Origin of the sequence: Corynebacterium sp. CMW7794 (genome assembly GCF_001563605.1) — a bacterium.
Classification (GTDB): domain Bacteria; phylum Actinomycetota; class Actinomycetes; order Mycobacteriales; family Mycobacteriaceae; genus Corynebacterium; species Corynebacterium phoceense.
Genome location: NZ_KQ961704.1, coordinates 1 through 14,152, shown reverse-complemented (window position 1 = coordinate 14,152; position 14,152 = coordinate 1). Strand labels below are relative to the sequence as shown.

General features: G+C 63.7%; 12 protein-coding genes and 1 pseudogene. 4 read left to right on the top strand and 9 right to left on the bottom strand.

Annotation, left to right across the window (positions count from 1 at the left end):
- Positions 1-151: 151 nt before the first annotated feature.
- The 6 genes and pseudogenes from HMPREF3227_RS00060 to HMPREF3227_RS00035 form a co-directional block, all read right to left on the bottom strand.
- Positions 152-1,225, bottom strand: coding sequence for a trypsin-like serine protease (locus HMPREF3227_RS00060; protein WP_066484744.1), 1,074 nt, complete (start codon positions 1,223-1,225; stop codon positions 152-154).
- Positions 1,226-1,227: 2 nt separating this feature from the next.
- Positions 1,228-2,184, bottom strand: coding sequence for a DUF418 domain-containing protein (locus HMPREF3227_RS00055; RefSeq protein WP_066484747.1), 957 nt, complete (start codon positions 2,182-2,184; stop codon positions 1,228-1,230).
- 334 nt (positions 2,185-2,518) lie between these two features.
- Complete coding sequence (locus HMPREF3227_RS00050; protein ID WP_066509264.1) at positions 2,519-3,313, bottom strand: ADP-ribosylglycohydrolase family protein; 795 nt, start codon at positions 3,311-3,313, stop codon at positions 2,519-2,521.
- A gap of 183 nt (positions 3,314-3,496) precedes the next feature.
- Positions 3,497-3,889 (bottom strand): NaeI family type II restriction endonuclease, encoded by a 393-nt coding sequence (locus tag HMPREF3227_RS00045; protein WP_066509257.1) that lies wholly within the window; start codon positions 3,887-3,889, stop codon positions 3,497-3,499.
- 122 nt (positions 3,890-4,011) lie between these two features.
- A complete protein-coding gene (locus HMPREF3227_RS00040; RefSeq protein ID WP_066484767.1) occupies positions 4,012-5,616 on the bottom strand; it encodes an aspartate:alanine exchanger family transporter in 1,605 nt (534 codons plus the stop codon).
- Between the two features lie 119 nt (positions 5,617-5,735).
- Positions 5,736-6,035 (bottom strand): annotated as a pseudogene (locus HMPREF3227_RS00035) (ATP-binding cassette domain-containing protein); the annotation flags it as partial.
- Between HMPREF3227_RS00035 and HMPREF3227_RS13445 the strand changes: the two are divergent.
- Positions 6,025-6,165 carry a hypothetical protein gene (locus HMPREF3227_RS13445; protein WP_168164055.1) on the top strand — a complete coding sequence of 47 codons (141 nt, stop codon included), beginning with the start codon at positions 6,025-6,027 and terminating at the stop codon, positions 6,163-6,165. The pseudogene HMPREF3227_RS00035 and the gene HMPREF3227_RS13445 sit on opposite strands and share 11 nt — an antisense overlap.
- 119 nt (positions 6,166-6,284) lie before the next feature.
- Here the strand turns inward: HMPREF3227_RS13445 and HMPREF3227_RS00030 are convergent, their stop codons facing one another.
- Positions 6,285-8,123, bottom strand: a complete 1,839-nt coding sequence (locus HMPREF3227_RS00030) for a purple acid phosphatase family protein (protein ID WP_082750200.1) — start codon at positions 8,121-8,123, stop codon at positions 6,285-6,287.
- Positions 8,124-8,248: 125 nt separating this feature from the next.
- Here HMPREF3227_RS00030 and HMPREF3227_RS00025 point away from each other — a divergent pair, with 125 nt between their 5' ends.
- Both HMPREF3227_RS00025 and HMPREF3227_RS00020 read left to right on the top strand, forming a co-directional pair.
- A complete protein-coding gene (locus tag HMPREF3227_RS00025) occupies positions 8,249-9,931 on the top strand; it encodes an alkaline phosphatase D family protein (protein WP_066484770.1) in 1,683 nt (560 codons plus the stop codon).
- 148 nt (positions 9,932-10,079) lie between these two features.
- Entirely contained in the window at positions 10,080-11,225 is a 1,146-nt protein-coding gene (locus HMPREF3227_RS00020; protein ID WP_066484773.1) for a S1 family peptidase, read from the top strand.
- Between the two features lie 74 nt (positions 11,226-11,299).
- Here the strand turns inward: HMPREF3227_RS00020 and hisN are convergent, their stop codons facing one another.
- Together hisN and HMPREF3227_RS00010 are read right to left on the bottom strand one after the other, a co-directional pair.
- Positions 11,300-12,085, bottom strand: coding sequence for a histidinol-phosphatase (hisN, locus tag HMPREF3227_RS00015; protein ID WP_066509250.1), 786 nt, complete (start codon positions 12,083-12,085; stop codon positions 11,300-11,302).
- Positions 12,078-12,902, bottom strand: coding sequence for an inositol monophosphatase family protein (locus HMPREF3227_RS00010; RefSeq protein WP_066484781.1), 825 nt, complete (start codon positions 12,900-12,902; stop codon positions 12,078-12,080). The genes hisN and HMPREF3227_RS00010 overlap by 8 nt, the downstream gene beginning before the upstream one ends.
- A 61-nt stretch (positions 12,903-12,963) precedes the next feature.
- Between HMPREF3227_RS00010 and prfB the strand changes: the two genes are divergently transcribed.
- Positions 12,964-14,067: a peptide chain release factor 2 gene (gene prfB / locus HMPREF3227_RS00005; protein WP_066484784.1), complete on the top strand. Its 1,104-nt coding sequence runs from the start codon at positions 12,964-12,966 to the stop codon at positions 14,065-14,067.
- Positions 14,068-14,152 lie beyond the last annotated feature (85 nt).

Here is a 14,152-nt window from a genome sequence, read left to right as displayed (position 1 = left end):
GCACATCCGGACACACATTCTGTCCCTTAACCCGAAAATTGTCCCTTACGACGACACGCCGCAGATCCCACACATTTGTTCCTTGAGCCCGATAAAAGCCGCCTACCCAGTACTTGCTGGGGAGACGGCTTGTGGTTGTGGTTAGACGGTTCTACTGTCGGCCTTTCCTCATGCGCGACCAGGCTGCTGCGACAACCAGGCCAACGCACGCGATGGCGAGGTAACCCCACATGTGATCGGCGCTGGTCTGAATGGTCTTTGGCGGAGCAGGAGTGTTCTCTGCGGTTAGGACGCTTTCTGTGTCGCGACCAGAGGTGACACCGTCAATCCAGTCGGCGGTGCCTGCGAGGGTAGTGATTGCCGCACTGGGGGAGGGCAGGTCGGGATCGCCATTGGAAGTTTGGGCGGTAGCGAGCCCGGCGAGCTTTCCATCGACGAAGAATGGTCCGCCGGAGTCGCCGCCCTGCATACCTGCGCCAGATACGGAATGTGCGTCCAGGATGGCGCTTTCGATCATCGGCATCATGGCAGCGTCGGCAGGGATGCTTTCGGTTCCAGCAGGGATCGACTCGGTTTGGGAATCATCTGGCTTAACTGCGTCTGGCTTAGCTGCATTTGGCATTGCTGTACCTGGCATGACGGCATCTGGCTGCATTTCCATTGATTCCATGGCACCGCCTGGAATAGCCTCACCTGGAGTAGCTTCACCAGGCGCAGCCTCGCCTGGAGTTCCTTCAGAGGGGCCTCCGCCCAGCAGCTCATTGACGACCATCTTGGTCATCGGAAGCTGTCCGGATCGGGCCATCGATGAGCTGTTGCTCCAACCGTAAAGAGTTCCCGTCTGCCCAGGTGCCGGGATATCGCGGGAAACCTTCGCCGGAGTTGCGTCAGTGACCTTCTCGGTCAAGTGAAGTAATCCTGCATCGGACACTGGAGACAGTGCCCAAGAATCGGCATCGTAGACCTTCCCGCCGATGCGGGCCTGGGTTCCTTCGTTGTTCACAGACTCCAGGCAGTGGCGTGCTGTGAGCACCCACTGATCTGCAACCAGCGCTCCAGTGCAGTCACCAAAATTTCCGATTTTGCCAATCCTTAGCTCGGCCACAGAACCGCTTTCAGCATTTGCAGGTGCGGGTTCGCCGTTTTCCAATGCAAGAGCCGGGCCGGCAGATAGAAGCAGGGTGCTGCTAACAAGTGCTGCGATGGAAAAAGATGTTTTCTTCACGGTTATTTCCCTTTCCCAGAAGGAACAATGGCCTTGATCGCGGTGGCAACGAGCTTTTCAGCAGGGCCCTGTCCCACAAACTTCTTCCAGAGACTTGCGATGACGAGGAAGAATACGATGAATCCTGCTGCGGACAACGTGGAATGCAAAGCCACATTCTGCTGCCAATAAAACGCGGTGAGAACGTGCAGGATGTAAATGGTCAGCGACATTGTTCCCATGGCCGCGAACGGGTAAACCGCGGTCGCAAAGCGGTCGCCTACGAACAGGCACACATGCAGCACAATAGCGGCAACGGCGACGGAGAGAATGATTTCGCCGAAGACACCGGTGTGGCCGGTAAAACGGAGCCAGCCAGCAATCTCGGGATCAAATCGGAAGTACATGCCGACGGCTGTGATGACAACGCTGACAGTGGTAACAATCCCACTCAACCGAGTATTAGCGCTGGTCTCGGAGGTAGAAGTGCCTTGCAGACGACCACGTAGGTAGACGTCGTAAAGCAGCATGCCGCCGATGAAATATGCGATCCACGCCAGTAGCGGATAAATCTGTGGCAGCGTCATGGGCGCGTACTTAATTGTTGCGGCGATAGTCGCGGCGATGAAGAAGCCGACTCGCCACCAGGTTCCGAGTGCTGGCATCCAGGAAACCAACATCATTACCAGACCCATGACAACGAGGACTACTTGAATTTCTCCACCGACCGGCAACAAGGCCAGGCCGATGAGAATAATCAGAGCGCCGCGAGTGATGAGGCGCAAGAAAGTGGTGCTGCTGTAATTGCGCCCGATAATCATCATGGTGGCGCCGGCAATGATGGCGAACAATGATGAAGGCAGACCGGAGAGCACAATCTTTGTGCTCCAAAGCAGTGAGGCCATATGGACAATGATCATGCCGATGATGGCGAGTGAGCGCGCTATATCAAGCCCCACAATTCGTGAAGGTTTATTCACCCCAGATTTCTCCTTTGCTACAACTGAACGGGAGGTGTTCTTTGGTAAGAAGTACTCCCTATAACCGTCTTAATAAAAACGATTTCCTAGTTGTAGCAACCGAATCTGACAATACGTTAAGTGACGACGTGTAAAACACAGTGATTTGTCTGTATTTTTTCTGGCCTGACTTTCACAATGTGGTTTAGTCCGCGATTCTCGGCTCAGTCTTCAAGGATTGTGGTGATGAGGTTCGTGGCTTCTTCGTTGGTGTCGGGTGGAATGTCGTAGCGGTGTGTGCCGGTATCAACGGTGGCGTGGCGCAGACGCCTTTTCTGGGGAATCCGATGGACAGTTAGCGGCGCGCCTCGATGGCGTCGATGACCTCGAGGAACTCCTCCGGCACCGTCTCGCGTGCGTGGTCGACGAAGCGCTGTGGCACCTCGAAGAACTGCTCCGCGACCGCGCCGGTGATAGCGCCCATGGTGTCTGCGTCGCCGCGCAGGTAAATCGTGTTGCGAATGGCGGACTCGAAGTCGTCCGCCTCGAGGAAAGCGATAAGGGATTCGGGGACGGTCTTCTGGCAGGAATCTTCGAAGCCATACCCGGCCGCGCGCAGACTGGCGCACGTCCGGGTGAGGTCATAACCGTAGGCTCGCGAGATGTACTCGCGAATCTCTGCCGCTGGTGAGCCGGTGCGGGCAAGGTAGCCGGCCGCCGCGGTGGCCTGCGCGCCCTTGATGCCTTCCTCGTGGTTGTGAGTGACGGACGCAGTGATGCGTGCGAGGTCCTCGGCTTCCTCGAGGCTCCGCGCATAATCGATGACGGCGGAGACGCGCATGGCGGACCCGTTGCCCCACGAGTTATACGGCTCGCGCTTGCCGGAGCGCAGCCACTCGCTGAAGCTACCGCCATAGGCACCTTTCGGCGTGGGGTACTTTGCGCCGTAACGATGGAAGGCATCGATAAGCGCCTCGGCGAGCGCTGCCTCATCGGAGCCTGCCTCGAGCAATGCTGCACCCACGGCAACCGTGAGGATGGAGTCGTCCGTAAAGCTGGAATCCGACGGGAAGAGCTCGAAGTCATACGTGCTCACGGGGTTGAACTCGTAGTCGCTGCCTGCAATGTCTCCAATAATTGCGCCAATCATAGGGGCCTCCTTGAAGCTAGGGAATAGGGGAGTGTGCGGGAAGCGTGGCTGGAAAGGCCGTCACGCGCACTGTGCCCTTTCATATTATTGCGAGGCGCGACATGGGGCGTGGGCATTCGAAGGGGTGTTCGTATTAGAAAGCTCGGCGCGCACATTCGTTCTCGGTATGGAAGTGGAATGCCGCTAGACCCAACAGATAGTGTCCGCGCGCTTCCCGATGCCCCATGCCAGCGCAACGCCGTCTACCCCAGCGTCAAGGTACACGACGTAGGAGTTATGAGTTTGCGGCGCCGCGCTCGCAGGCCACAGCGCGTAGTCTACGTCGCTCCCGCCCAGTGACCATTCCGTGTGCTTGCCGTCATCGAGAACTTCGTCAAACCTGCGACGCAGATGAATAACCAGAATTTCCAGGAAATTGTCCTCCTCGACGGCGAAGAGCCGCTCACCGGGGCGATGCCTAGCGAAGAGGAAATCGCGTGTGGCCATGAGCGCCCCGTGTGCGCGCGATCCGTCCGGATCCGCGTTGCGCAGCACAGCAGCTAGACGCTCTGATTCAAGGTCGACGGTTGCTGGCATACATGCTCCGTTTCGGGTGGGGTTACCGCGCATGGTAGCCGGCATGAGATGGATATCTTCTCATGGCGCAGTTGCTTGATGTCTTCTTTCTCGCTTGTTCCGGGGATGCTTGTGTAACAGCGCTATGCCACCACCGCCAACCCATGCGTCACCAAAATCTTCGCAATCATCGCGGCGGGGTAGACGAGCGCATAGCCGAGGGACACGCGGGGGTCGGTATTCGTGCGGGTGTTGGCGAAGGCGAGGACGGCGGGCTGGGTTTGCGCGCCGGCGAGCACGCCGGAGGTCTTCGTGGCTCCCATGTGGAGCACGCGGCGCATGAGTAGCACGACGCCTACGGCGACGGTGAGCGTGACGGCCGCGCCGAGCAGCAGGATCTTCCACCACGCGCCGCCGGTAAAAGCACCGGCGATCTGGCCGCCGGCGTTCGTGCCGGCTTGGGCGAGGAACATGAGGAGGCCGAACTCGGCAAGCACGGTGTTCGCGGAGTGAGGAAGTGCCGTGGGCAAGGAACCCACGCGCCCCACGCGCGCCATGATTAGCGCGACGATGAGCACGCCTGCGGCCGCGCCCAAGCTAAACGAACCGCCGCCGGGCATGGGGATGGAAAGCTCACCCAGGCCCACGCCGACCGCCATGCCCAGGCCAAGCGAGATGGGATTGATGTCAGTGAGACCCTTGGAGGAGTCACCGAGGAACGCGGAGATTTCCTCCAAAGAGTCCGCGGGGCCGACGACACGAACGCGGTCGCCGAGTTCGACGACGAAGTCGGGGATGGCTACCTGGTCCTCGTCGGCGCGACGGATGCGCGAGATACGCGCGCCCCAGCGGTCCGCGAGGGTGTCGTTGAGCTGCGCGATGGTCTGGCCCGCATGGATATGACGGGAAATCGTAATGCGTCGGAAGTCCAAATCATGACGGTCCTCGTTGAGAATCTGTGGCGACTCGCGGCCGAAGGCCTCGGTGACGACGTGGAGGTATTCGGGCGAGCCGACGATGCTTACCACGTCGCCGGGATAGAGCACGTCAAAGTACTTCGGGATGATGATGTCATTCTGGCTTACCCGCCGCAGGCGCGTGACCTGCACTTCGTTGTGACCGGTCTCGAGTATCTCACCCACCGGGACGCCGCCGTCGCGCGTGATCTGGACGTGCACGAGCGTGACCGGGCTCGTCGTATCGTCGTCCTCACCGGCCTTGCGCAGCACGAGCGTCGTTGCCGCGAGCATGCCGATGACCCCGAAGAGATAGGCCACCGCATAGCCCACCGTCGCCGCACCACCGTTGCCCGTTGCTTCCGATGCCGCCGCCAGCGCCGGCGTGTTCGTAATGGCGCCTGCAAAGGTGCCCGCGATGGTCGCAGCGTCGAGCCCGAAGGCGTAGCGCCCCAAGGCCCAGGCGACGACGGCCGCGGCGAGGAAGACGCCGATCATCGCGCAGATGGGCCCACCCGCGCTGCGCAGCGATTGGAAGAACGTCACGCCCGAGTTATTGCCAATGCCAAACGCGAAGAGCACAAGGCCCAGCGTGCCGAGTACCGGCGGGAGGACGATCTCCACGCCGGAGGCCGCGCCCGCCGCCGAGACCGCGATGGCGAGGAAGAGCACCGCCGCCGCACCCAGGCTGATGCTGCGGACCTTGATGCTGCCCAACGCCATCCCAATGCCGATGAGCAGTGCGACAAGCAACACGGGCTGTTCAGCCAGCAAGGAAATTACAGAGGTCACGACGGCACTTTCTCCCTACACAAGGTAAGGCGGGAATCGGGGTGTTCAAACGACCCATATCCTAACCCAGGCGACGCTGCGGGGGAGGGGGCATCGGAAAGCGGGGGCTACCGGGGCACGACGAGCTCGAGCACGTCCACGCTGTGCGCGAGGTCAAGGTACGTCGTCGGCTCGTCGAGGAAGATGATGTCCGTGTCCTGCGCCAACACCATGGAGATCCACACGCGCTGGCGCTGTCCGCCGGAGAGCGGATCCACGGGGCGCTCGCGCGTGAGCTCCATGGCGTGTTCGACGGCCTCCGAATGCGACGACGACCACTGCTGCAGCCACGTCTGGTGCGGGTGCCGCCTGCGCGCGACCAAGTTCTCGACCGTCACACCTGGCGGCGTTATCGGCGCCTGCGGCAGCATGGAAATCTTCTGCGTCTCGCTGGCTGCAGAGCCCCTGGGCGAGGCCGACTCAGATGTGGTTGTGGGCGCCGTCGACGCGACCAACTTCGCGCTCGACAAGCTCGTGCCGCAGCTCGAGGAGGTCGCTCCGGAGGCCTAACCCCGCGCCCTGCACCGAGCAAGGCGCGGAGCTTCGGCGTGAAATGACCACAACGCCCGAATAGGAACCGAAAACTTCGATTTTTCGGTCCTTATTCGGGCGTTGTGGCTAACGCATGGCTAGAAGAAGCGGTTGTACAGGCCGTGGAGCGGCTTGGGCAGCCAGCTCGGTGCGCGGTCGCCCTCTCGGACGGTCGTGGCGGCGTAGCCCACGCCAAGCGCCGCGAGCAGTGCTGCGAGCGTGCCCACGACCGCCGCGACGATGCCGCCCGTCGACGAGCCGCACTTCTCGCTCGATCCCTGCGCCGAGCCCTTGCCTGAGCCGTCGCACGTGTCGGCCTTCGGGTCGACCTCGGCGGGCACGACCTCGTCGCTGGGCTTGGCTGCTGGCGTCACGGTCGTCGTGATGGTTGTCGGCACGGGCTCGACCTTCGTCGAGGTCACGATCTCAGGGGTCGGGCCTTCCTTGGTCGACGTGACGACCTTGGTGACCTGAGCCGTCGTGGTCACGGTCGTCTCCACCGGCTCGTGCGGCGCAGACGACGGGGCCGGCTCAGCAGGCTCGGAGGAGGGCGCGGGCTCTGACGGCGCCGAAGACGGGGCGGACGTGGGGGACGAAGGGGAGGAGGGGGCATCGGAAAGCTCGGCGCGGTCGTTGTTGGTGAGCGAGACCTTGTCGACGACCGACGGGTCGTTGGCGTTGTACGTGGTGAAGGTGAGCTTGTCGCCGGTGACGTCGACCTTCATATAATCCTCGGTGTAGTCCTGACGCCACAGGGCGGTGGAGGGATGCTGGAGGGACTTATCGATGGTCTCGAAGCGGGCCTTGGGGTACTTCTTGCCGTCCTCGCCCTGGAAGTCGTAGTACTTGCCGCCGCCAGCGGTGGTCGTGGTGAGGTAGAGAACCTCGCCGTCATTGGGTTCGAGCACGTCGCCGCGCTTGGCCTCGGCCTCGACCGGGGTGAGGCCGTTCATGAGGTGCGTGCGGGTGTAGATGTGGTCGTGGCCGCCGAGGACGGCGTCGACGTCGAGCTCGCTCATGACGGGGGCGAGCTGCTCGCGCAGGCGGGTGACGTCCGCGTCCGTGTAGTGGGTGCCCTGGGAGAAGAAGGAGTGGTGCATGCCCACGAGGACCCAGTCGTTGGACTTGCCGCGCTCGGCGATGGTCTTGCGCAGGAACTCCTCGTGGCGGGCGATGTCCTTCTCGGAGCTAGCGTTCGTGTCGAGGCCGATGAAGAGCACGTTGTTGCGCTCGAAGTAGAAGTCGCGGATGTCCTCTTCTTGGTTGGGGTTGAGGAAGTGCTCGTCGTAGTGCTTGAGCTCCGCCGGGGAGGCGTAGAGCTCGTGGTTGCCGGGCAGCGCGTTGGTGGGCACGCGGCGAATCTCGGGCGCGGAGAAGTAGCCGTCATACTGAGCGACGGGCGCGCCCCAGCCCTCGACCTGGTCTCCCAGGGACCAGATCATTTCGGCGTCGGGCACGTCTGCGACGGCGTTGCCGATGGTGTTTTGCCACTGCGCGGTCTGTTCCTTGATGTCCGTGCCCACGCCGATTTGGGCGTCGGTGACGGTGATAAACGACCAGTCCTCGCCGAAGCTGCCGGTGGTGTAGTCCTGCGGCTCGGACCAGCCGCCCTCGTCGGAACCCACGCGGTAGGAGTACGTGGTGTTCTCCTTGAGCCCCGTGGCTGTGGCGTAATTCGACTTGTAGAGCAGTGCGCCGGCGTTCTTCTCCTGTGCGTCGAAAGTCTGTGTGCCGTCGGGACCGGTGACTTCGAGCTTCTCCGCAGCCCCGTGGGCGTTGGTGCGCCACGAGACGATGGCTTGGGTCTCATCCGCGCCGGGTTGGAGGAGGGTGCGGAAGATGGGGTTGGAGGCGGCGGTGGCTGGCGCGGGCACCACGACCGTGGAGGTTGCGGTAGCGAGGGCGAGCGCGACGGCGGCAAGGGACTTTTGAGACATGCGGATTAGCTCACCACGCCCACATGAACGCGGAGTTAATGCTATGAAAACAGTTTCTCCAATTAACTACCTTCGGGGGTATTCGCGGTTGAAGGGGCTGTTGGTGCTGCTTAGCGTTTCTGTTCATGTCTTCCATCTCTCGTCGAAAAGCGTTGCAGTACGGTGCGCTCGGGGCTGGCGTGCTGGGCGCGGCGGCCGCCGGTGTGGCTGGCGCGCAGCAAGGTACCCGTCTGTCGCCCCTGGATGCTTATAACCAATCCACCGGTTCTTCTTTGCCGTTCCTCCACGGCGTGGCCTCGGGCGATCCCCTTCCGAACTCCGTGGTGCTGTGGACGCGCGTGACGCCGGACCGCGACGCGCTGCCAGGCTCGGGCTTGGGCGCCGATGTCGATGTCGAGTGGGAGGTCTCTGAGGACCGCTCGTTTGGCTCGCTGGTGGCGTCCGGTGCGGCGACCGCGACCGTGGCGGAGGACCACACGGTCCACGTCGAGCCCTTTGGGCTGGAGCCGGGGACGGAGTATTTCTATCGCTTTCGGGTGACCTCCGGCGATCATTCCGGAGCCGAGTCCCCCGTGGGACGCACGAAGACCGCTCCTTCCTTTAACGCCACCCCAGAGTCGCTCACCTTCGCCGTGGCCTCGTGTGCGAACTGGGAATCCGGTTTCTTCTCGGCGTACCGCGACATGGCGGAGCGTGGCCAGGCGGGCGAGCTCGACTTCGTGGCCTTCCTCGGCGACTATATCTATGAGTACGGCACGGGGGAGTACCACGGAAAATCTGGCGTGGCCCGTCCGCACTATCCGTCGTGGGAAATCGTCACCCTCGAGGACTACCGCATGCGCTACGGCCGCTACCGCACGGACGCGAACCTCCAGGCCGCACACGCCTCCGCTCCGTGGGTCGTGACGTGGGACGACCACGAGTCCGCCAACGACGCGTTTAACACGGGCGCGCAGAACCACACCGACGGCTACGCCGAAGGCCAGTGGGACTGGCGCTACAACCAGGCGCTGCAGGCGTATTACGAGTGGATGCCGCTGCGTCGCCCCAAGCTTTCGGAGGAAGGCCACCTCTACCGCAGCCTTCGCTTTGGCACGCTCATGGAGCTCACCATGATGGACCTGCGTAGCTACCGCGACGCGGAGACGACCGCCGCGAACTACGCGAACCCCGAGCGCACCATGCTCGGCAGTGAGCAGTACGCGTGGCTCCAGGACACCATCTCCCTGTCCGAGGCGACGTGGATGGTCATGGGCAACTCCGTCATGATCGCCCCCATGCGCATCCTCACCATCCCCGGCAACGACGAAGCCAACGAGGCCCTGCGCAACGCCAAGGGCACGACCACCGGCTTTGCCATGAACGCAGACCAGTGGGACGGTTTCACCGCGGACCGCGACCGCCTCCTCAAGCTCCTCGCGGAGCGCGAGGGCAACTCCTTCTTCATCACCGGCGACATCCACAGCGAGTGGGCGAACTCCATCTTCTACGGTGACAAGGAGGTCGCCTGCGAGATGGTCACCACGTCCATTTCCGCGCCCAACGTGGACGAAATCCTCACCGAATACACCGGGATTTACCATCCCGAAGACAATTCGACCTCGCAGCTTGTCGAGTCCGCCATCCGCGACGCGAACCCCTGGGTCAAGCACGTCGACTATGACGCCCACGGCTACGCCGTCGCCCGGCTCACCGCCGAAGACGTAGAGATGCGTTATTACCGGGTCTCCGACGTCGAGGACCCCGCAGCGAGTGTGTCCCTGGGACTCACCAAGACGTGGGCGCCGGGGCAGGGTTTCACCTCTTAACCTGCACCTTTGTGCGCGGGGGTACCCGGAGTCTGGAAAACAGGTAACGGCTTGGACACAGTCGTTACGTCGATAGGAATTCTGCGCCGCGCGCGTGTCATGATGAGACGGTTCGTCCTCATCCTCAACCTGAAAAGGAGCCCTTTTTATGCTTCATGTTTCGCGCCTTAAGAAAGTCCTCGTGGGTGCGACTTTCGCAGGTGCGTTCTTCTTTGCTGCCCCCGCAGCCAATGCCGCGACGGCCGACCCTGCCGCCGCGCTTTCCGATGCCGCCTCCTCCCTCAACGCCGCATTCAACAGCGCCGTCGACACCGCGCTTGCCGATGCCCCCGCCGAGGTCCAGGAGCACGTCTCCACCGCCCAGCGCCAGGCCGAGACGCAGGCGGCCGCCGTGCAGTCGCAGGCCGAGACGCAGGTCGCGCAGTACGCGGAGACCGTGGGCGCCGCCCCGGCCGGTGGCGCTGACGAAAGCGGCCAACCGCTGACCAATCCGAACCCGATTGGCCTGCAGCAGATTGAGGAGGCCACGCAGCCCGAGTTCCGTCCGGCCGCCGTGGATCCCAACTACGTGTGGAAGAACGACACGTTCTCTAAGGTCGCCGCGATGAAGCCCGAGGCGGACTTCGTGCTGCACCGCGTGCCGGGCTCGTACTACGACGCCCCGCGGATTCCGGAGGAGTCCAACCGCGCGATGAACCGCGACCACTCGCTCTACGGCCCGGGCACGCCCATTTACATCGGCCAGGACACGATGTGCACGCTCACGGTCGCCGGCCATGACGCCGCTGGCCGCGCCGTGGGCATTACCGCCGGCCACTGCGGCAACGTCGGCGAACAGGTCAGCTCTGCCGACTCCTGGCAGGTCGGTCCCACGGGCACCGTCGTGGATAAAAACGAGTCCATGGACTACTCCGTCATCGAGTTCAACGACAAGGCGGAGGTCTCCACGTCCTACAACGGGGTCACCGCGCACGGCGTGGGCGGCACCGTCGCGCCGGGCGAGGTCGCGTGCAAGCGCGGCCTGGCCACCGGCACCACGTGCGGCATGGTGTTGCTCAACAACAACGGCCCGGTCCAGGTCAACCAGGTCTGCGCCATGGTGGGCGACTCCGGCGCGCCGCTGTTCAAGCGCGGCCGCGTGGTCGGCCTCATCACCGGCGGCACCGGCCCGGTCTCGTGCCGCACGCCGTGGCAGGGTGCGCTGCACTCGCCCACGGAGGCGACGAACCTCGACGCCGTCGTCGCTGACATGAACCGCCGCGGCGGCGTGGGCTCCGGCTTCACGGTCGCGTAACCCGCGCGCATGAGGGGCACCAGCAGGATGCTGGTGCCCCTTCGGCGATCCGGCCAGGTTGGCGGTGCGGCGGGCTACTGCTCGTGGAAGTAACCCATGACGGTCTCGTGGAGGTGGCCGTTCGTCGCCACGGCGGAGCCACCAGCGGGGGAGTCCACGCCGTCGAGGGAGGTGAACGTGCCGCCGGCCTCCTTGACGAGGAGGTACGGGGCCGCGAGATCCCAGAGGGAAACCTCGGGTTCGACGGCGATGTCCACGGCGCCTTCGGCGAGCAGGCAGTAGTTCCAGAAGTCGCCGTAGCCGCGCAGGCGCCAGGCGTTATCGGTCATGGCGATGAGTTCCTCGCGCAGGTCGGCCTCGAGCCAGCCGGAGAGTGAGGACATGGCGATGGAGGCGTCGCCGATCTTGTCCACGCCGGAGACGCGCAGGCGGCGCTTCTCGCCGCCAAAGACGCGGTAGGCGCCGGAGCCCTCGCAGGCGAACCAGCGGCGGCGCAGAGCCGGGGCAGAGACGACGCCGACGATGGGCTGACCGTCCTGGAGCAGCGCGATGAGCGTGGCCCACACGGGCACGCCGCGCACGTAGTTCTTCGTGCCGTCGATGGGGTCGATGACCCACTGGCGGCCGGACATGATCTGCTCGCCGCCGAATTCCTCGCCGAGGACCTCGTCCTGGGGGCGGGCCTTGGCGAGCTCGGCGCGCAGGAGCTTCTCGCAGGCGAGGTCTGCGTCGGAGACCGGCGTCATGTCCGGCTTGGACTTCACGTTGAGGTCAGCGGCCTCGAAGCGGGACATGGTGAGCTGATCCGCGCGACCCGCCAGTTCAAGGGCCAGACCTAAGTCTTCTTTGTGCTTACCCACGGAGGGCCTCCTCGATTGCGTCGACTGCGTCTTTATTGCCGGCGATGGACCATTCCACGCCGCCCGCGGATACCTTACGCGCAACTCCGCCGGATCCTTCAACTAAGGCCTTGCCGGGCAGCCAATCCCAGTCCGCGACGGAGTGCTGCATCCACGCGCCCCACGTGCCGTCCGCGATGGAGGCCAAGTCGATGGAACCCGCGCCGAGCATGCGCACCGACGCGAAACGCGAGGCCACGCGCTGCCACGCATCCCGGATGTCCGGGTCCTGCATGGACGTGGGGTGCAGGTAGGTCGCCAGCGCAATCTGATTCGGTAGCCCGGTCTGCATGTGCACCGGTTTGTTGTCGCGGGTGGTGGGGGTGTCGCGGCCGCCACACCACGTGTAGCCCATGGCGGGGCGGTGGACGGCGCCGAGGATGACCCCGGTGGCATCGGAAAGCGAGAGGGCGCTGCACCAATAATCAGAGCCCGACGCAAAGTTGTAGGTGCCGTCGACCGGATCGATGTGCCACACGCGCCCTGACGTTGATGGGCGGGAGGCGCCCTCTTCACCGACAATGCCATCCTCCGGGCGGACCGTCGCGAGGATTTCGGAGACGAACTTTTCGGCCGAGCGGTCCGCGTCCGTGACGACGTCCGAGACAGAGGTCTTCTGGTCGACGCTTACGCCCTGCTCGCGCAGGCGCCAGGCCCAGCGGCCCGCGTTGTAGACGAGTGCCTGGGCCAGATGATTGTCAGAATCGTCCGCGTGCGCGACGATAAACGTCTTGATGAGCGCCGCGGTCATCTCTTCGAGAGAAGGCTGGGAAGTCATAAGTCCACATTGTCCCCCTTAATGCGTGGCAATGCGAATTAGAGGGCTAAACTGGGGCGCTATGCGACCCGAGACCTCCGCCACGATTGACCAGCTAAGCGCGACCCTGACCTCCATCGAGAAGGTCATGGATCCTGAGACGCTGCGCGAGACCGTGCGTGAGCTCGAGGCTACGGCGGGCGACCCCTCGTTGTGGGACGACCCGGCGCACGCGCAGCAGGTGACGACCAAGCTCTCGGCGGCGCAGGCTAAGCTGCGGCGCTTGGGGGAGCTGCGCGGGCGGCTCGACGACCTGCCCGTCATGTACGAACTGGCGGAGGAAGAGGGCGACGCCTCGGTGGCAGACGAGGAGCTTGCTTCCTTGCAGGCGGCCATTGAGTCGCTGGAGGTCACGACCATGCTCTCCGGCGACTACGACGACCGTGAGGCTGTTATTAATATCCGCTCCGGCGCTGGCGGCGTCGATGCCGCCGATTGGGCAGAGATGCTCATGCGCATGTACACGCGTTGGGCGGATAAGCACGGCCACAAGGTCGATGTTTACGACATCTCCTATGCGGAAGAGGCGGGCATTAAGTCCGCGACCTTCGTGGTGCACGGCGAGTACATGTACGGCCAGCTCTCGGTCGAGCAGGGCACGCACCGCCTGGTGCGTATCTCGCCCTTCGATTCGCAGGCGCGCCGCCAGACGTCGTTCGCTGAGGTCGAAGTCCTGCCCGTCGTGGAGCAGACCGACCATATCGACGTGCCGGATTCGGACCTGCGCGTGGACGTCTACCGCTCCTCGGGCCCGGGCGGCCAGTCCGTGAACACGACGGACTCCGCGGTGCGCTTGACCCACCTTCCTACGGGCATCGTGGTGACCTGCCAGAACGAGAAGTCTCAGATTCAGAACAAGGCGTCCGCGCTGCGCGTGCTCCAGGCCAAGCTGCTTGAGCGTAAGCGTCAAGAAGAGCGCGCCGCAATGGACGCGCTGGGCGCCGGCGGCAATGCGTCGTGGGGCAACCAGATGCGCAATTACGTGCTGCACCCGTACCAGATGGTCAAGGACCTGCGTACCAACTATGAGGTGGGCGACCCGCAGAAGGTCCTCGACGGGGATATTGACGGGTTCCTTGAGGCGGCGATTCGCTGGCGTATGGCCGCGGAGCGCGCAGCCGAGTAATCGGGGGCGTGTGGCGGTGACATAGCGGGGTGTTCGCGTGCGCGCGACAGGGTACCGGATTCCTGGGTGGGGTGCCAGGATCCCG